The following is a 17565-nucleotide window of genomic DNA, read 5'->3' as shown; positions in this document are numbered from 1 at the left end:
TGCCGCTGTGCGAGGTCGGCTCCCCCGCCAGCCGGTTCGCGCTCCCGCCCGCAGCCTTCCACGCCTGGGCCGACGAGCAGCAGCACTCGTTCCCCCACGCGATGACCTGCCTCACCACCCACGACACCAAGCGCTCCGAGGACGTCCGCGCTCGCCTGTCCGTCCTGTCGGAGGCCGCCGAGGAGTGGGACGCGACGGTCACGCGGCTGCAGGAGGCGTCGGCGCGGATCCGCCCGGCGCTGCTGGACGGCCGCACGGAGAACCTCTGGTGGCAGACCCTCGTGGGGACGTCCGACGAGGCGGGTTTCATGGACTGGGATCGACTCGAGGGCTACCTCGTCAAGGCCATGCGCGAGGCGAAGACCCACACGTCCTGGACCGGCGTCGACGCGGACTACGAGTCCGCGGTGCTGTGGTTCGCGCAGTCCACGCATGCCGACGCCAAGGTCCGCGGCATCGTCCACGAATGGCACGCCTCGGTCGCGGCCGGAGCCCGCGCGGCGATTCTGTCGACCAAGCTCATCCAGCTGACGATCCCCGGCATTCCTGACGTCTACCAGGGCACCGAGATGGTCGCGCCGTCGCTCGTGGATCCCGACAACAGGCGCGCCGTCGACTTCGACCGCCGCGCCGAGGCCCTCGGCCGTCTGACCAGGCGCGCCAAGGCGCAGAGCCTCGACGACGAGAAGCTGCTCGTGACCGCGCGGGCTCTTCAGGTGCGGCGTGACCATCGGGAGGCCTTCGTGGGCCCCGAGTCTGGCTACCAGCCGCTGCCGTCGTCCTCGGGTCACGCCGTGGTGTTCGCCCGCACCGTCGCGGACGAGCCGCGCGTCGTCACGATCGCGACTCGACTGGGGCACGACCTCGAGAAGCTCGGCGGCTGGCGCGAACACACGGTGTCGCTGCCCGAGGGCACGTGGACGGATGCACTGTCGGGCAAGAGCTTCGAGGGTGGGCCCGTGGAGCTCGCCGATCTCGTGACCGTGCACCCTGTCGCTCTCCTCGTGGCCAGCTGATGCGCACGCGCGTGTGGGCCCCGACGGCCGGCGCCGTGGCGGTGATCGTCGGCGCGCCCGACGAGGACCGCGCGCGCATCGAGCTCGCCGCGGGCGAGGACGGCTGGTGGACGGGCCCCGACCTGCCGCACGGCACCGACTACGCGTTCGAGATCGACGGCGACGGCCCGTGGCCGGACCCGCGCTCGGCCTGGCAACCATATGGCGTCCACGGCCCCTCGCGGGTCTTCGAGCCCGGACTTCACCAGTGGGCGGACGGCGCGTGGTCCGGCGTGGATGCTCTGGGCGCCGTGTTCTACGAGCTCCACGTGGGCGCCTTCACGCCCACGGGCACCCTCGACGCCGCGATCGTGCAGCTCGCCGACCTGAAGGCGACGGGAGTCGACATCGTCGAGCTCATGCCCGTGGCCCCGTTCCCGGGTCGTCACGGGTGGGGCTACGACGCCGTCGCGCTCTACGGCGTCCACGAGGCCTACGGCGGCCCTGCCGCGCTCCAGCGCTTCGTCGACGCCGCGCACCGGGCAGGGCTGGGCGTCTGCCTCGACGTGGTCTACAACCATCTGGGGCCGGACGGCAACTACCTGGGCAAGTTCGGCCCCTACTTCACCGACGCCCACGACACCCCCTGGGGCTGGGCCGTCAACCTCGATCAGGATGACGCGACGGGCATGCGGCGCTTCATCTGCGACAACGCGCTGCGATGGTTCGAGGACTTCCACGTCGACTGCCTGCGACTCGACGCCGTCCACGAGCTGCAGGACGATTCCGAGCGGCATGTTCTCGCCCAGCTGTCCGACGAGACCGCCGCGCTCGCGGAGCGGCTGGGCCGGCCGCTGTCGCTGGTCGCGGAGTCCGACCTGAACGACGCCCGGATGGTGACGCCCACTGCCGAGGGCGGTCTGGGCATGACCGCCCAGTGGAACGACGACGTCCACCACGCGCTTCACGCCTACCTCACGGGCGAGCGACACGGGTACTACGTGGACTTCGGCTCGCTCGCGGCGCTCGACAAGGTCTACCGCGAGGTCTTCATGCACGACGGCGGCTATTCGACATTCCGCCGCAAGGACTGGGGTGCGCCGGTGGCACCCGACGTCGATCGCCGACGGTTCGTGATCTGCGCGTCCAACCACGACCAGGTGGGCAACCGTGCGATCGGGGATCGCCCGGCGTCGACCCTCTCGCCGGGTGCGCAGGCGACCAGCCTCGCGATGATCCTCCTGTCACCCTTCACCCCGATGCTGTTCATGGGCGAGGAGTATGGCGAGACGCGGCCGTTCATGTTCTTCACCGATCACGACGAACCGCTGGGCAGTGCGGTCTCGGAGGGGCGCATGAGCGAGTTCGGCGACCACGGCTGGGAGGAGCTCTACGGCGGTCACGTGGATGTCCCGGACCCCCAGGACCGCACCACCTTCCTCCGCTCCAAGCTGGGCAGCGGAATCGGCGCCTCCGGCGCCGCGCACGACGCGAGCCGTGCGTGGGTGAGCGACCTCATCGCACTGCGCCCGCGCATCGGCCCTCGCGACGGGTGGGAGCGCCACCCTGCGTCGGTCACCGAGACCGCGCCGCGCCAGCTGACGATGCACGGCCCCGTCCAGGTGCACGCCAATCTCTCCGGCGAGCCGATGCGGGTGACCGCCCCGGGGGCGCTCGCTTCCTTTGGCGATGTCGACGTGGAGGACGGGCAGTTGGTCCTGGCGCCCGACTCCGTGGCACTCGTCGACCCCGAGGCGTGAGAGCAATCAGGCTCCGAGCGCGGAGAATCCCTCGTAGACCATGAACGCCGGCCACACCAGCCCCTGGAAGATGGAGCCGACGTGCTCCCAGAAGCCGTCCGCCACCTGCCAGTAGTAGATGATCCCGCCGAAGATCCCGAGTCCGTAGATGACGCTGCCGCCGCCGGCGGCCGTGTTGCTGCTGCTCATGAGGTCCCTCCTCGTGTTCGTGGGGACTGCACCGGTGCTACCTGTCTAGCAGTGCATCGCCCGCCGCGCGCGGCTCCGCAGCGCTAACGTGAGGAGCATGGGCCACGAGCACAGCCGCTGGAGCGTTCACCCGACTGAGGCGCTACGGGTGAACCGTGGCTTCGATCTCGACGCCTTCGACCCGACGGCCCGCCCGGGATTCCACGGCGGGCGCAAGCGTGCGGCTGCCCTGATGGCCGCCCGCGGCAAGGATCTGGCCGAGCTCCAGGAGCAGTTGTTCGCGGAGGCGCGCACGGGCGGCACGCGGTCGCTTCTCCTGGTCCTTCAGGGCATGGACACCGCTGGCAAGGGTGGGATCGTCCGCCACGTGCTCGGCATGGTGGATCCGCAGGGGGTACAGGCACGCGGCTTCGGTGCTCCCAGCGGCGAGGAGCGCGAGCACCACTTCCTGTGGAGGATCGACAGGGCGCTTCCAGCAGCCGGACGCATTGGCGCTTTCGACCGCTCGCACTACGAGGACGTCCTGATCGCGCGCGTGCACTCGCTCGTGCCTGCAACCGTCTGGGAGGGCCGCTACGACGAGATCAACGAGTGGGAGGCTCGGGTCTCGCGTCAGGGCACGACCATCGTGAAGTGCGCGCTCATGGTGTCGCGCGACGAGCAGCTGGAGCGATTGTCGAAACGGCTCGACCGCCCGGACAAGCACTGGAAGTTCGACCCTTCGGACCTCGACGAGCGCGCGCACTGGCCCGCCTACATGGAGGCCTACCAGGCGGTCTTCGACCGGACATCCACCGAGATCGCGCCGTGGCACGTGATCCCGGCGACGGACAAGTGGTACGCGAGGCTGGCGGTCACCGAGCTCCTCGCCACCGCTCTCGAGGGCATGGCGCTGTCATGGCCCGAAGCGACGTTCGATGTCGCCGGTGAGAAGGCGCGCCTCGAGCGCATGCGCGACGCGGGCGAATGAGGCCCCGCTACTCCCCCGCCACCATCGACAGCAGGCGGCTCAACGCGCGGTAGTACTTCTTGCGGTAGCCGCCCCGCAGCATGTCCTGCGAGAAGATCTCGCCGAGCGAGTGACCGGACGCGACGATCCGCACATCGCGGTCGTACAGGCGGTCCACCAGCGACACGACGCGGAGCGCCTGCCCCTGATCCGGCAACGGGGTGACGCCTCGCAGACCCAGCACGGCGACGCCGTCGACGTAGGCTCCGTAGCGGCTGGGATGCACGTGGGCGAGGTCCTCCATGAGCGCGCCCCAGTCCTCGCACGCGGCCTCGTCGGCGCCGCACGCCTCAAGGACCGCATCGACGGTGGAGGGCGCCGGGAACACGAGATCGCCCCGGTGGCGATAGTCGGGGCCGTCGATCGTGATGACCTCGAACACGCTCGACAGCGCCTGGATCTCCCGCTTGAAGTCGTCGGCGGCGAAGCGCCCCTGCCCGAGCGAGCCCGGTAGCGTGTTCGACGTCGCCGCCAAGGCGACCCCCGCATCGGCCAGCTCACGCATCAGCCGTGCCATCAGCACGGTGTCGCCGGGATCGTCGAGCTCGAACTCGTCGATGCACACGAGCGCGAACTCCTGCAGCGCCGCGCGCGTCGCCTGGAAGCCCATGGCTCCCACGAGATGCGTGTACTCGACGAAGGTGCCGAACGCGGCCCGCTCGCCGACCGCACTCGCGAGCGACGCCAGCAGGTGGGTCTTGCCGACGCCGAACCCGCCATCGAGGTAGATGCCCCGACCACCGCTCGACCGGCGGAGCGATGCCAGGCCTCGCCGCCCGACGCCGCGGGCGAACGACTGCACCTCGGTGACTGCGGCCTCCTGGCTCGGGAAGTCCGGATCGGGGACGTACGTGTCGAAGCTCGCGCCCGAGAAGTGCGGCGGCGGAACGAGCGCGTCGATGAGTCCCTCGGGCTCGACCCGGGGACGCCGGCCCACGATGCGCGCAGTCATCGACGTCAGTGGCCCGTCGCGGTGGGCTCGGGGTAGAACTCCCGGTACTTGCGCCGGTAGTTCCAGGTCATCAGCGCGATCGTGAGGCGGCGCTTGAGCGAACCGTCCGCGGGGTTGTGCAGCGGTCGGGCGAGCGCGCGCTTCGCGGTGGCGAGCACCCGCTCCCGCAGCGCGCGGTCGGGCAGGTAGCGCGCCAGCAGCCCGACCGGCACGACCGAGTACAGCACCTCGCGGGTGGCCCTCACGGGCTCGACGGCGGCGCCGTCGAGGTCGGCGATCACGAAGTCCGCGGGGTTCGCGCCAGCGGCGGTCACGTACCAGTTGTTGCGGCCGATGCGTGGGTTGACCTCGAAGAACACGTGACGGCCGGTGCGGGGGTCGCGCTTGTAGTCGGCGTTCGCGAAGCCGCGGTAGTCGACGCGGTCGAGGTAGCGCACCATGGCGTCCATCGCGTCGGTGTACGGCTCGGTGAGGATCGCGGCCGGGACGCCGAGCGTGCCCGGGGTGTGCTCCTCGAGCAGCACGCGCCCCGTGCACAGCAGCGTCACGAGGCCGGACGAGTCCCGGTAGGCCGTGAGCGAGCGCATCTGGGTCTCGTCGCCCGGGATGAACTCCTGCAGCAGGTACGTGCCGCGGAACTCGGACGCCGCGATCCGCTCGAGCAGGTCGTCGACCTCGGCCCGGGTCTCGAGATGCTGGACCTTCTTCTTGCCGGGGTACTCGGCGTGGTGGTGCTCGGCCGACGAGCTCGCCTTGCCGATCACGGGGAAGGTCAGCGAGTTCAGATCCCCGTCAGCGTCCGCGGCCCCCGCGTCGAAGCGCACGGGGACGGTGCGCGGCACCGGGATGTCGAGCGCCTCGCAGTCGGCCTGGAACGCCTCCTTGGACTCGACGCGCGCGAAGGACTCCGCCGAGCACATCGGGATCTCATAGTGCTCCTCGAGCTCGGCGCGCCGCTCGATGATCGACTCGACGTACCAGTCGGCGTTTGAGAGCAGCACCAGGCGCGACTCGGGGCGCTCCTCGGCGAGCGAGACGAGGGCGGCGACCAGCGCATCGGCGTCGTCGACATTCGCGACCACGACATCCGCGATGCGCGTGTCTGCGAAGGCACGCGTCTGCAGCCGCGAGACGACGACGCCACGCTCGCCGGTGCGCTCATGGAACGCGCGCAGCAGCGCGTAGGCGCCGATGTCGCCCCCGACGACCACCGGGATCACCGCGCTCATGCTCCCCCCACCGTGCCGTGCGTCTCGATGCCTGCGCGCGTCGTGCCGCTCAGGCCTCGACCTCGGAGCGGTCACCCGACCACAGCGTGTGGAACGTGCCCTCGACGTCCACGCGCTTGTAGGTGTGGGCACCGAAGAAGTCGCGCTGGCCCTGGATCACTGCCGCCGGCAGGCGCTCGGCTCGCAGCGAGTCGTAGTACGACAGCGAGGAGCCGAAGGCGGGGACGGGAACGCCCGCGAGGGCCGCCTGGGACACCACGCGGCGCCACGCCGACACACCGCCGGCGACCGCTCCCTGGAAGTAGTCGTCGACCAGCAGAGTCGCGAGCTGCGGATTGCGGTCGTAGGCCTCGGTGATGCGGTCGAGGAAGCGCGCCCGGATAATGCAGCCCTCACGCCAGATCTTCGCCATGTCGCCGCGGTTGATGTCCCAGCCGAACTCCTCCGAGGCGGCCTGGATTTGGTCGAAGCCCTGCGCGTACGCGACCACCTTCGACGCGTACAGCGCGAGCCGGACGTCCTCGACGAACCCGGTGCGGTTGCCGATGTGAAAGTCGCCGGCGTTGGCCGCGAGCACGCCGCGGGCTGCCTCGCGCTGGGCGGTCTGCGAAGAGATCGCCCGGGCGAAGGTGGCCTCGGCGATGCCCGTGACGGGCACGCCCAGGTCGAGAGCGGACTGCACAGTCCACCGGCCAGTCCCCTTCTGGCCCGCCTGGTCCAGGATCACGTCGACGAGAGCCTTGCCCGTCTTCGGGTCGGTGTGGCGCAGGACCTCCGCCGTGATCTCGATGAGGAAGGACTCGAGGTCGCCCTCGTTCCACTCGGCGAAGATGTCGCCGATCTCGGCGGGCGTCAGATTCAGGCCGGCGCGCAGGAGGTCGTACGCCTCACCGATCAGCTGCATGTCGGCGTACTCGATGCCGTTGTGCACCATCTTCACGAAGTGGCCGGCGCCGTCGGGACCCACGTGCACGCAGCACGGCGTCCCGTCCTCGGCCTTCGCGGCGATCTTCTCAAGGATCGGCCCCAGGGTCACGTAGGACTCCGCGGGACCTCCCGGCATGATCGATGGGCCGAGCAGCGCGCCCTCCTCGCCACCGGACACTCCCGATCCGACAAAGTGCAGGCCCTGCTCGCGCAGGGCAGCCTCGCGGCGGCGGGTGTCAGCGTAGTGGGCATTGCCGGCGTCCACGATGATGTCGCCCTGGTCCAGCAGCGGGATGAGGGCGTCGATGACGGCGTCCGTGGGCCCTCCCGCCTGCACCATGATGACGACCTGGCGAGGCTTCTCGAGAGACGCGACGAAGTCCTCGAGCGTCTCCGAGCCGATGAACGTTCCCTCGTCGCCGTGGTCCTCGATCAGCGAGCGCATCTTCTGCGGCGAACGGTTGTGCACGGCAACCGTGAAGCCGTTGCGGGCGAAGTTGCGGGCCAGGTTGCGGCCCATCACCGCAAGTCCTGTCACACCGATCTGAGCAAGCGCCATTGTCGAATCCTTCGAGTCCGGGTCGGGGTACGCCGCCTAGCCTAGTGGGAGGCCACCGCGTGGCGAACCCGTGCGGAGCCGTGCCCGGGCCTACGCTCGATCCATGGCCCGAGAGACTGCACCGGCGCCGCCTCGGTTCCGCGAGGTGCTGCGCTCGCTGTCGCAGGCTCGGACCCGAGCGGACGTGCGGCTCACGGAGACGCCGGCGCCCACGCGCATCGCGCCGTTCGCGGTCGCCGTGGACGGAGAGGTGACGGTCGACGGGGCGCAGGCGACCGGCCGGTTCGTGGTGCTGCACGATCCGGACGGGCAGGACGCATGGGATGGAGACCTCAGGATCGTGGCGTTGGTGAAGGCGACCGTGGAGCAGGAGGTGGGTCGCGACGACCTCTGGGCCGAGGTGGCGTGGTCGTGGCTGGCCGAGTCTCTGTCCGACGTCCCCCATCGCGAGGTGGGCGGCACCGTGACGAAGGTCGTCTCGACGTCCTTCGGAGAGCTCGCGTCGCGCCCCGACGAGGTCCAGGTCGAACTGCGGGTCTCGTGGACGCCGGAAGACCCGGACATCGAGCCCCACATCGCCGCGTGGACTGACCTGCTCGCGACCTGCGCGGGCGTTCCTCCCGTGCCCGACGGCGTCAGCGTGCTTCCCGGGGCGGCCCGATGACCGCGCCACAGGAGAAGGCGACTGCACCAGAGGACAAGACGACTGCACCCCAGGAGAGCACGGAGGCGGAGGCGCCCACGCTGCTCCGCGAGCCGGCCGACGGCATCCCGGACGTCATCGACACCCCCGAGGCGCTGGCGGCGATGGTCGAGACGTTCGCCGCCGGCCACGGCCCCATCGCCGCGGACGCCGAGCGTGCCTCGGGCTTCCGCTACGGCCAGCGCACCTACCTGGCGCAGTTCAAGCGCGCCGGCGCCGGCATCGCGCTCGTCGACGCCGATGCTCTCTCCGACCTGTCCTCGCTGAACCCGGCCTTCGGGGACGCCGAGTGGGTCTTCCACGCCGCGAGCCAGGACCTCCCCGGAATGTACGAGCTGGGCCTCGAGCCGGCATCGGTCTTCGACACGGAGCTGGCGGCACGGCTGCTGGGATGGCCCAAGGTGGGCCTCGCCGCGGTGGTCGAGCGCGAGCTGGGATTCGCTCTCGCGAAGGAGCACTCCGCGCAGGACTGGTCCACCCGGCCGCTTCCGCACGAGTGGCTGGTCTACGCCGCGCTCGACGTCGAGGTGCTGCTCGAGCTCCGCGACGGCCTGCACGCGCACCTCGAGGAGGCCGGCAAGCTCGCGTGGGCGCTCGAGGAGTTCGAGGCCGTCCGCACCGCGCCGCCGCCCGAGCCCCGCGTCGACCCGTGGAGGCGCACGTCCGGCTCGCACCAGATCCGCGATACGCGCGGCCTGGCGATTGTCAGGTCCCTGTGGGAGGCGCGCGACGCTGACGCGCGCCGGCGCGACATCGCACCGGGACGCGTGCTTCGGGACGCCGCGATCGTCGCCGCCGCGCAGGCGAAGCCCACGTCGTACGAGGCGCTCGTGTCGATCCGCGAGTGGCAGTCGCGCGGCACCAAACGGCGAGCGCGGTTCTGGTATCCGGCGATCGAGGCTGCCCTCGCCCTTCCCGACGCCGAGCTTCCGGCCAAGCGCGGCCCCCGCGGGGACGGCCCGCCGCAGCCGCGCATGTGGAAGGAGAAGCGGCCCGAGGCCGCCGCCCGGCTGGCGCGCGCGCGGGAGCTGATGGCCGCGCTCGTGGAGGAGCATGACGTGCCCGCCGAGAATCTCCTGCAGCCCGACGCGCTGCGTCGCACCTGCTGGGAGTACCGCGGCGGAGGCGAGGCCTGGATCCGGGAGTTCCTGGCCGGCCGCAGCGCCCGCGCGTGGCAGGTCGACCTGGTGGCGGCGCGGCTCGCCGAGGCATTCGCCGACGCCGCGGTCGCAGCGTCCGAGGACTGATCCCCGGGCTCAGTCGAGCTCGGCGATGACGTCGACCGCGATCGCGGAGGCGTCGAGACCGACGAGTTCGATCACCTGCGCGCGCGAGGCGTGGTGCAGGAACTCCCGCGGGACGCCTCGGTGGATCCACTGCGCATCGTTGCCGGCGAGCCGGGCGTAGGACGCCCACTCCTCGCCGATCCCGGCATCGGTGAGGCCGTCCTCGACCGTGACGACCAGCTCGGCGTCGCCGAGCACCTCGAGAAGGCCCTCGGGCACCGGGTGCACCCAGGTCGCGGTCGCCGCGAGCACGTCAACGCCATCCGCGGCGATCTTGTCCGCAGCATCCACCGCAGTCTGCGCCATCGATCCGAGCCCGAACACTACGACACGGGGCGACTCGCCATGCTCCGCGAGGATCTCGACGTCGGTCGCGGACCGGACGGAAGGCAGGTCATCGCCCACGGGGCCCTTGGGGTAGCGCACGACAGTCGGCGCGTCGTCGACGTCGAGAGCCTCCCGGAACGCCCGGCGCATCGTGGTGGCGTCGCGCGGAGACGCCATCCGCAGCCCCGGGACGTGGCGCAGCAGCGCCATGTCCCACATGCCGTTGTGGCTCGCGCCGTCGTCGCCAGTGATCCCGGCGCGGTCGAGCATGAAGGTGACGCCCGCGCGATGCAGCGCGACGTCGAGCAGGACCTGATCGAACGCACGGTTGAGGAAGGTCGCGTACACGGCGAACACCGGGTGGTACCCGGCGAACGCCAGTCCGGCGGCGCTGGTCACGGCGTGCTGCTCCGCGATGCCCACGTCGATCACGCGATCCGGGAACTCGTTCGCCAGGGGCTGCAGTCCCACGGGCGCCAGCATCGCCGCCGTGAGGGCGACCACGTCGTCGCGCTCGCGTGCCACCTCGACGATCTCCTCGGCGAAGACCTTGGTCCACCCGAAGCGACTGGGCTGGACCGGCAGTCCGGTCTCGGGGTGGATCTTGCCGACGGCGTGGAAGCGATCGGCGACGTCCTCCTCCGCGGGCGTGTAGCCCCGCCCCTTCTCCGTCAGCACGTGCACGATCACCGGCGCCCCGTAGTCGCGCGCGTGCGTCATGGCGGCCTCGACCTGCGCGAGGTCGTGACCGTCGACCGGGCCCACGTACTTGAGCCCCAGGTCGTCGAACATCCCGGGCTCGGCGAGCAGTCCCTTGAGCGCCCGCTTGCCGTGCATCACCGTGCGATACGTGAAGTTGCGCCACGGTCCGCGGTTCTGGAACGTGCGCTTCCCCCAGCCGAGGAACTGCTCGTAGCGCGGGTCGGTGCGAATGCCATCGAGCCGGCGCGCGAGCCCTCCGATCGTGGGCGCGTACGACCGGCCGTTGTCGTTGACGACGATCACGACCCTGTCGTGCGCCGCGGCCAGCGAGTTCAGCGCCTCCCACGCCATGCCGCCGGTGAGCGCGCCGTCGCCGATCACCGCCACCGTGGTGCGGTCGGTCTCGCCGCGCAGCGACCGGCCACGCGCGATGCCCGCGGCCCAGGACAGAGCAGTGGAGGCGTGCGAGTTCTCGACGACGTCGTGCTCCGACTCCGACCGCTGCGGGTAGCCGGCCAGGCCCTCGCGCGTGCGCAGCGCGGACAAGTCGCGGCGGCCGGTGAGCAGCTTGTGGACATACGACTGGTGCCCCGTGTCGAAGACGATCGTGTCTCGCGGCGAGTCGAAGACCCGGTGCATGCCGATCGTGAGCTCGACCACGCCGAGGTTGGGCCCCAGGTGTCCCCCGGTCTGGGACACCGAGGACACCAGGTAGTCACGGATCTCCTGGGCGAGCTCCGCCAGCTCTTCAGCCGTCAGCCCGCGCAGATCCTGCGGCGACTCGATGCGCTCCAGCACGAACCCTCCTTCGGGATGACGTCTCTCCACTGTACGTGTCTGGGGGCGCTCCAGTGCGCAGCGCCCCCCCATGCACTCGGGTCAGGCGACGAGCGAGCGCAGGACGTACTGGAGGATGCCGCCGTTGCGGAAGTAGTCCGCCTCTCCGGGGGTGTCGATGCGCACCACGGCGTGGAACTCGACGACCGAGCCGTCGGCCTTGGTCGCCTTCACCGGCAGCGTGCGCGGGTGCTCCCCCGCAGAGAACGCCGAGATGCCGACCACCTCGAACGTCTCGGTGCCGTCGAGGCCCAGCGAACCGGCGGAGTCGCCCTCGGGGAACTGCAGCGGGAGCACACCCATGCCGATCAGGTTGGACCGGTGGATGCGCTCGAAGCTCTCCGCGATCACCACGCGCACGCCGAGCAGGCGCGTGCCCTTGGCGGCCCAGTCGCGCGACGATCCCGTGCCGTACTCCTTGCCTGCGAGCACGACGAGCGGCGTGCCCTGCGCGGCGTAGTCCTGCGCGGCGTCGTAGATGGAGTCCTGCTCGCCGGTCACGAAGTTGTGCGTGAAGCCGCCCTCGACGCCGTCCAGCAGAAGGTTCTTGAGGCGGATGTTCGCGAACGTGCCGCGCATCATCACCTCGTGGTTGCCGCGACGCGAGCCGTACGAGTTGTAGTCCTTGCGCTCGACGCCGTTCTCGGCGAGGTAGCGGCCAGCCGGGCTGTCGGGCTTGATCGCGCCCGCAGGCGAGATGTGGTCCGTCGTGACCGAGTCGCCCAGCAGCGCCAGCACGCGCGCGCCGGCGACGTCCTCCACCGGAGCCGGCTCGAGACCCATGCCCTCGAAGTACGGGGGCTTGCGCACGTAGGTGGAGTCACCGGCCCACTCGAAGGTGTTGCCATCCGGCGTGGGCAGTCCCTGCCAACGCTCGTCGCCAGCGAAGACGTCCGCGTAGTCCTTCGCGAACATGTCCGCGTCGATCGAGGACTGCACCACCGACTCGACCTCGGAGGCGTCCGGCCAGATGTCCGCGAGGAACACGTCGTTGCCCTCCGCGTCCTGCCCCAGGGCGTCCGACTCGAAGTCGAAGTCCATGGTTCCGGCCAGCGCGTAGGCGATCACCAGCGGCGGGGAGGCGAGGTAGTTCATCTTCACATCGGGGTTGATGCGGCCCTCGAAGTTGCGGTTGCCCGACAGCACCGAGACCACGGCGAGGTCGTGCTCGTTGACGGTGTCCGACACCTCCTGCGGGAGCGGGCCCGAGTTGCCGATGCAGGTGGCGCAGCCGTAGCCCACGAGGTGGAAGCCCAGGCCCTCGAGGTCGGGCCACAGCCCTGCCTTCTCGTAGTAGTCGGTGACGACCTGCGAGCCGGGCGCCATCGAGGTCTTGACCCACGGCTTGACCGCGAGCCCCTTGGCACGCGCATTCCGCGCGAGCAGAGCGGCGGCGAGCATCACCGAGGGGTTCGACGTGTTGGTGCACGAGGTGATCGACGCGATCACCACAGCGCCGTGGTCGAGCTCGGTCTGAGTGCCGTCCGCAGTCGTGAAGGGCACCTTCTTGGTGGGCCGACGGGTCGCGACTGCCGTGCCCCCAGGCGCAGGCTCGGGAGCGTCGTCCGCGTGCGCCTCAGCGGCGATGGGGTCGGAGGCGGGGAAGGTCTCCTCGACCGACTCGTCCAGTCCGTGGAGCTCGTGCTCCTCGTGCTGGGCGTAGTCGAAGATCGACCGGCCGAAGGACTCCTTGGCGTCCGTGAGCTCGATGCGGTCCTGTGGGCGCTTGGGGCCCGCGATCGACGGCACGACCGTCGACAGGTCCAGCTCGAGGTACTCGGAGAACGTGGGCTCGACGTAGCCGTCCGCGGACGGGTCGTGCCACATCCCCTGTTCCTTCATGTACGCCTCGACCAGAGCGACCTGCTCCTCCGAGCGGCCGGTCAGGCGCAGGTAGTCGATCGTCACGCCGTCGATCGGGAAGATCGCGGCCGTCGATCCGAACTCGGGGCTCATGTTGCCGATGGTCGCGCGGTTCGCGAGCGGCACCGCGCCCACGCCCTCGCCGTAGAACTCGACGAACTTGCCCACGACACCGTGCGCGCGCAGCATCTGCGTGATGGTGAGCACCACGTCGGTCGCCGTGGCGCCCGCGGGGATCGCGCCCGTGAGCTTGAAGCCCACGACCTTGGGGATGAGCATCGACACCGGCTGGCCCAGCATGGCCGCCTCGGCCTCGATGCCGCCGACGCCCCAGCCCAGCACGCCCAGGCCGTTGATCATCGTGGTGTGCGAGTCGGTGCCGACGCACGAGTCAGGGTAGGCCTGAACCACGTCGCCGGTCTCCCGCATCATCACGCCGCGCGCGAGGTGCTCGAGGTTGACCTGGTGCACGATGCCGGTGCCGGGGGGCACCACCTTGAAGTTGTCGAAGGCCGTCTGGCCCCAACGGAGGAACTGGTAGCGCTCGCGGTTGCGCTCGTACTCGAGGTCGGTGTTGCGACGCAGGGCGTCGTGCGTGCCGAACACGTCGATCTGCACCGAGTGGTCGATCACCATCTCTGCCGGCGCGAGCGGGTTGATCGCGGTGGGGTCGCCTCCCAGCTCGACCACGGCCTCGCGCATGGTGGCGAGGTCCACGACGCAGGGGACGCCCGTGAAGTCCTGCATGACCACGCGAGCGGGAGTGAACTGGATCTCGGTGTCGGGGTCCGACTGCGGGTCCCACGACGCCAGCGCGTGCACGTGGTCGGCGGTGATGTTCGCGCCGTCCTCGGTGCGCAGCAGCGCCTCCGCGAGCACCTTGAGCGAGTAGGGCAGCTTCTCAAGACCCGGCACCGCGTCCAGTCGGTAGATCTCGTATTCACGGCCCGCGACGTCCAGCGTCGCCATCGATCCCAGGGTGTTCTCGCTCATGCACTCTCCTCCATAGCAGTCTGCGTACAGTCTATCGGCCCTCGCGCACGCGACCTTGCGGCGTCGGGCGCGAAGATCGCGCGAAATTCGCGTCGGCAGGACCGATGCGCGCGTCAGCGGCGCTGGAACGTCGCCACGGTCTCGACGTGGTGCGTCATGGGGAACAGATCGAAGGCCTCGGCTTCGACGAAGTCGTACCCCCGTTCGCGGAGCAGGGCCGTGTCGCGGGCCAGCGCGACCGGGTCGCACGCGACGTACACGAGGCGATCGGGGGCGCCGGCCGCGAGCGCATCAAGGGTGCGACGCCCGGCCCCGGAACGGGGCGGGTCCAGCACGACGGCCCCCACGGGGCCCAGGCCGGACTCGAGCGTGCGCCGCACGTCTCCCTCGATCACGCTGACGCCGGGGAGATCGTGGACGTTGCGGCGTGCGGCGCGGGCGCCGCGCCGGTCGGATTCGACCGCGACCACCTCGCGGCCTCCTTCCGCGAGCGGCACGGTGAGCAGACCGGCACCGGCGTAGAGGTCAGCCACGCGCGACACGTCGCCCACCCGGCCCAGCACCGCGCCGACGAGCACCGCGGGCGCTTCGCGATGCACCTGCCAGAAGCCGCTCGCGTCGAGCCGGTAGTCCCAGGAGCGGCCGTCGACCTCGACCCTCTCGCGCACGCCGCGGGGAGCGTTGGGGCGGCGATCGGGGCGGCCCGCGCGTGTGGGCACGCCGTCCGCCAGCACGCGCAGCTCGGAGGCCGAGGGGGCAACCACCGTGATGCGTGCACCCCCGGGGAAGCGCGACCCGAGCAGCGCGTCCTCGACCTCCGGGGTCGCCAGAGGCATGGACTCGAGAGGCACCAGCGCATCGGAACGGTGACGGTGCATCGCCGCGCGACCCTCGGCATCGGCGGTCGCGGTGACGCGCGTCCGGTAGCGCAGCCCCCCACGGTCGTCATCGCCCGGCGCCGCCGCCACACGACCAGGAAACTCGAGCCCCGCGAAGCGCTCGAACGACTCCTTGAGCACGGCGAGCTTCCACGCGCGCTGCGCGGCCAGCGCCACGTGTGCCAGCTCTCCCCCGCCCACGCCACCCGGCCCGGCGCCCGGCCATGCCGACTCCACCCGGTCCGCGGACGCCTCGAGCACGGCGACCGCATCGGCCCGCCAGAAGCGCGCATCGGCGCCTCCCTCCGTGACCACGGCCTCGACCACCTCGCCGGGGAGGGCGTGTCGCACGAAGACGGCGCGGCCCTCGTGGCGTGCGATGCAGTGCCCGCCGTGGGCAGGGCTGCCGACCTCGAGGCGAATCGTCTCGGTCATGGGAGCTGCTCGTGCTCCGGGGGGATCTCCTCGACGGCCGCCAGCTCACGGGCGGACTCGAGGTGCCACGGGACCGCGGAGACCACCACGTTCTCGATGCCGAGCAGCTGCGCCCGCAGGCGCTTGGTCGCCCGGTTGTGCAGGAAGGTCTCCCACCAGCGGCCCACGATGTACTCCGGCACGTAGACCACGACCACCTCGCGGGGGCTGCGGCGGTGAATGGACGCGACGTAGTCCAGGACCGGCGCCACCAGGTCGCGGTACGGAGAGTCGAGGATCACGAGCGGGACGCCCGCTGCGATCTTCCCCCACTTCTCCTGCAGCTCACGCGCGGCGGCGGCCTCGAGCTGGACGCCCACCGCTTCGAGAGACGAGTGGCGCGCGGCCTTCGCATACGCGAGGGCGCGCATCGCGGGGCGGTGCAGCTGCGCGATGAGCACGATGCCGTGCGTGGCGCTGGGCAGCGAGATGTTCCGGTCGGTCGAGCGGAGCGTCACGTCGGACCGCACGGCCGCGTAGTGCCGGTTGATCGCGTGCATCATCACCACCAGGCCGGTGATCAGCGCGATCGCGACCCAGGCGCCGTTGATGAAGTTGAAGACCGCGACCACGAACCACACGATCGCGGCCACCACGGCCGCCGTGGCGTGCAGCACCCGATCCGCGGCCAGGCGCGCGCGGTCGCGCGAGCCCGTCGCGAGCTGCAACCGGTTGCTGCAGTGGCGCACCATCGCCACCTGGCTCAGCACGATCGCCGCGAACGCGCCCACGACGTACATGTGAATGAGCTGCTCGACGTTCGCGCCCGTGATGGCGACGACGACGGCGGACGCGACCGCGACCGTCAGGATGCCGCTGCGCACCACCAGCCGGTCGCTCTGCATGGACAGCTGTCGCGGCAGGTAGGCGTCCCGGGCGAGGGACGATGCGAGGGTCGAGAAACGACGGAACACGGCCGATGCGGCGGCGTACAGGATCGCGGCGGCGGAGATGGCGACCACCCAGTTCATGAACGACTGGCGGAAGACCTGCTCGGCGGTCTGCAGGAGTATCGGACCGTCCGCCCACCCCGTGATCCGATACGACCACGCGAGCAGCGCCACCGTGAGGAAGGCCGCCGCCGAGGCGGAGACCGCGATCAACAGGGTGCGGCCCGCGCGACGGCCCCGCGGCTCGGCGTGGTTGGGCGCGGCAGAGGCGAGATGCTCGATGCCGGTCACCATCACGGCTCCCGAGGAGATCGCTCCCGCATATGCGAGCACGATGGTCCACGTCGTGGGCGCGTTCGCGGCGATGGGCGACGTGGTCTCGACACCGTGGCGAGCGACGCCCAGCACCAGCATGATGCCGATCACGACGAGGAAGCCGAACCACACCGCGAGCAGCAGCCGGGCCCTCTCCCGGATCACGCGCAGGCCCACGATGGTCATGATCGCGATCAGACCGACGCCGATCAGCGCGTCCCACCGCCGCAGCTGCGGCACCAGGAACGCGACCAGCTGGGTCACCGCGGCCACCGACACGGCGACGGTGAACAGGTAGTCGATCAGCAGGGAGGCCCCCGTGACGACGCCCATCTTCCGGCCGAGAAGATCGCGCACAGTGCCGTAGTCGCCCAGACCATCGGGGCGCGCGCGCACATTCGAGCGATACGCGAAGCCGAGCAGCAGCATGATGATGACCACGCCCACCGCCATGTACGGGATGGCGCCGGTCTGGCCGCCACGTCTGAGCGCGTCGACGACCGCGTCCGGGGCGTACGCGACGGCCGACAGGATGCCCGCGCCGAAGACCGGCAGGGCGAGCCGCGTGCGCAGCGTCACCGTCCGGAGCGCATCGGTCGCGATCGGCTGGCCGAACAGCAGCCGCCGCAGACCCTCGAGAATACGTCGCACGTTGCACCATCCTAGAGCGGGCGGGT

General features: G+C 70.8%; 12 protein-coding genes and 1 pseudogene. 5 read left to right on the top strand and 8 right to left on the bottom strand.

Going from position 1 to position 17565, the window contains the following annotated elements:
* Both QZ483_RS03000 and treZ read left to right on the top strand, forming a co-directional pair.
* Positions 1 to 1016: pseudogene (locus QZ483_RS03000) on the top strand (malto-oligosyltrehalose synthase); the annotation flags it as partial.
* Positions 1016 to 2755 (top strand): malto-oligosyltrehalose trehalohydrolase, encoded by a 1740-nt coding sequence (gene treZ, locus QZ483_RS02995; protein WP_297081506.1) that lies wholly within the window; start codon positions 1016 to 1018, stop codon positions 2753 to 2755. The pseudogene QZ483_RS03000 and the gene treZ, both read left to right, overlap by 1 nt.
* Before the next feature lie 6 nt (positions 2756 to 2761).
* Here treZ and QZ483_RS02990 read toward each other — a convergent pair whose 3' ends face one another.
* Complete coding sequence (locus QZ483_RS02990; RefSeq protein WP_297081505.1) at positions 2762 to 2944, bottom strand: hypothetical protein; 183 nt, start codon at positions 2942 to 2944, stop codon at positions 2762 to 2764.
* Between the two features lie 97 nt (positions 2945 to 3041).
* Between QZ483_RS02990 and QZ483_RS02985 the strand changes: the two genes are divergently transcribed.
* Positions 3042 to 3914 (top strand): polyphosphate kinase 2 family protein, encoded by an 873-nt coding sequence (locus QZ483_RS02985; protein ID WP_297081504.1) that lies wholly within the window; start codon positions 3042 to 3044, stop codon positions 3912 to 3914.
* Positions 3915 to 3921: 7 nt separating this feature from the next.
* Here QZ483_RS02985 and zapE read toward each other — a convergent pair whose 3' ends face one another.
* The 3 genes from zapE to gndA are packed head-to-tail and all read right to left on the bottom strand — an operon-like array spanning position 3922 to position 7620.
* A complete protein-coding gene (gene zapE, locus QZ483_RS02980; protein ID WP_297081503.1) occupies positions 3922 to 4905 on the bottom strand; it encodes a cell division protein ZapE in 984 nt (327 codons plus the stop codon).
* 5 nt (positions 4906 to 4910) lie between these two features.
* On the bottom strand, positions 4911 to 6134 hold the full coding sequence (locus QZ483_RS02975) for a carboxylate--amine ligase (protein ID WP_297081502.1): 1224 nt from the start codon (positions 6132 to 6134) through the stop codon (positions 4911 to 4913).
* A gap of 49 nt (positions 6135 to 6183) precedes the next feature.
* Positions 6184 to 7620: an NADP-dependent phosphogluconate dehydrogenase gene (gene gndA / locus QZ483_RS02970; protein ID WP_297081501.1), complete on the bottom strand. Its 1437-nt coding sequence runs from the start codon at positions 7618 to 7620 to the stop codon at positions 6184 to 6186.
* A gap of 103 nt (positions 7621 to 7723) precedes the next feature.
* Here gndA and QZ483_RS02965 point away from each other — a divergent pair, with 103 nt between their 5' ends.
* Together QZ483_RS02965 and QZ483_RS02960 are read left to right on the top strand one after the other, a co-directional pair.
* Positions 7724 to 8284 carry a DUF3000 domain-containing protein gene (locus tag QZ483_RS02965; RefSeq protein ID WP_297081500.1) on the top strand — a complete coding sequence of 187 codons (561 nt, stop codon included), beginning with the start codon at positions 7724 to 7726 and terminating at the stop codon, positions 8282 to 8284.
* On the top strand, positions 8281 to 9570 hold the full coding sequence (locus QZ483_RS02960; RefSeq protein ID WP_297081499.1) for an HRDC domain-containing protein: 1290 nt from the start codon (positions 8281 to 8283) through the stop codon (positions 9568 to 9570). Before QZ483_RS02965 ends, QZ483_RS02960 begins: the two co-directional genes overlap by 4 nt.
* Before the next feature lie 9 nt (positions 9571 to 9579).
* Here QZ483_RS02960 and dxs read toward each other — a convergent pair whose 3' ends face one another.
* The 4 genes from dxs to QZ483_RS02940 all read right to left on the bottom strand — a co-directional run bounded on the left by dxs (position 9580) and on the right by QZ483_RS02940 (position 17539).
* Positions 9580 to 11436: a 1-deoxy-D-xylulose-5-phosphate synthase gene (gene dxs / locus QZ483_RS02955; RefSeq protein WP_297081498.1), complete on the bottom strand. Its 1857-nt coding sequence runs from the start codon at positions 11434 to 11436 to the stop codon at positions 9580 to 9582.
* 81 nt (positions 11437 to 11517) lie between these two features.
* On the bottom strand, positions 11518 to 14331 hold the full coding sequence (locus QZ483_RS02950; RefSeq protein WP_297081497.1) for an aconitate hydratase: 2814 nt from the start codon (positions 14329 to 14331) through the stop codon (positions 11518 to 11520).
* 113 nt (positions 14332 to 14444) lie between these two features.
* Positions 14445 to 15644, bottom strand: a complete 1200-nt coding sequence (locus QZ483_RS02945) for a class I SAM-dependent RNA methyltransferase (protein ID WP_297081496.1) — start codon at positions 15642 to 15644, stop codon at positions 14445 to 14447.
* Positions 15641 to 17539, bottom strand: coding sequence for an APC family permease (locus QZ483_RS02940; protein WP_297081495.1), 1899 nt, complete (start codon positions 17537 to 17539; stop codon positions 15641 to 15643). Before QZ483_RS02940 ends, QZ483_RS02945 begins: the two co-directional genes overlap by 4 nt.
* Positions 17540 to 17565: the final 26 nt, after the last annotated feature.

Origin of the sequence: uncultured Demequina sp. (assembly GCF_913055775.1) — a bacterium.
Lineage (GTDB): Bacteria > Actinomycetota > Actinomycetes > Actinomycetales > Demequinaceae > Demequina.
The sequence above is the reverse complement of the archived record's forward strand: the minus strand, read 5'-3'. Positions and strand labels throughout refer to the sequence as shown.

Bases quoted from the DNA above. Each gene is read 5' to 3' on its own strand.
- zapE (WP_297081503.1), bottom strand. From the start codon at position 4,905: ATGACTGCGCGCATCGTGGGCCGGCGTCCCCGGGTCGAGCCCGAGGGA.
- QZ483_RS02975 (WP_297081502.1), bottom strand. From the start codon at position 6,134: ATGAGCGCGGTGATCCCGGTGGTCGTCGGGGGCGACATCGGCGCCTAC.
- QZ483_RS02990 (WP_297081505.1), bottom strand. From the start codon at position 2,944: ATGAGCAGCAGCAACACGGCCGCCGGCGGCGGCAGCGTCATCTACGGA.
- QZ483_RS02965 (WP_297081500.1), top strand. From the start codon at position 7,724: ATGGCCCGAGAGACTGCACCGGCGCCGCCTCGGTTCCGCGAGGTGCTG.
- gndA (WP_297081501.1), bottom strand. From the start codon at position 7,620: ATGGCGCTTGCTCAGATCGGTGTGACAGGACTTGCGGTGATGGGCCGC.
- QZ483_RS02960 (WP_297081499.1), top strand. From the start codon at position 8,281: ATGACCGCGCCACAGGAGAAGGCGACTGCACCAGAGGACAAGACGACT.
- QZ483_RS02950 (WP_297081497.1), bottom strand. From the start codon at position 14,331: ATGAGCGAGAACACCCTGGGATCGATGGCGACGCTGGACGTCGCGGGC.
- QZ483_RS02945 (WP_297081496.1), bottom strand. From the start codon at position 15,644: ATGACCGAGACGATTCGCCTCGAGGTCGGCAGCCCTGCCCACGGCGGG.
- treZ (WP_297081506.1), top strand. From the start codon at position 1,016: ATGCGCACGCGCGTGTGGGCCCCGACGGCCGGCGCCGTGGCGGTGATC.
- QZ483_RS02985 (WP_297081504.1), top strand. From the start codon at position 3,042: ATGGGCCACGAGCACAGCCGCTGGAGCGTTCACCCGACTGAGGCGCTA.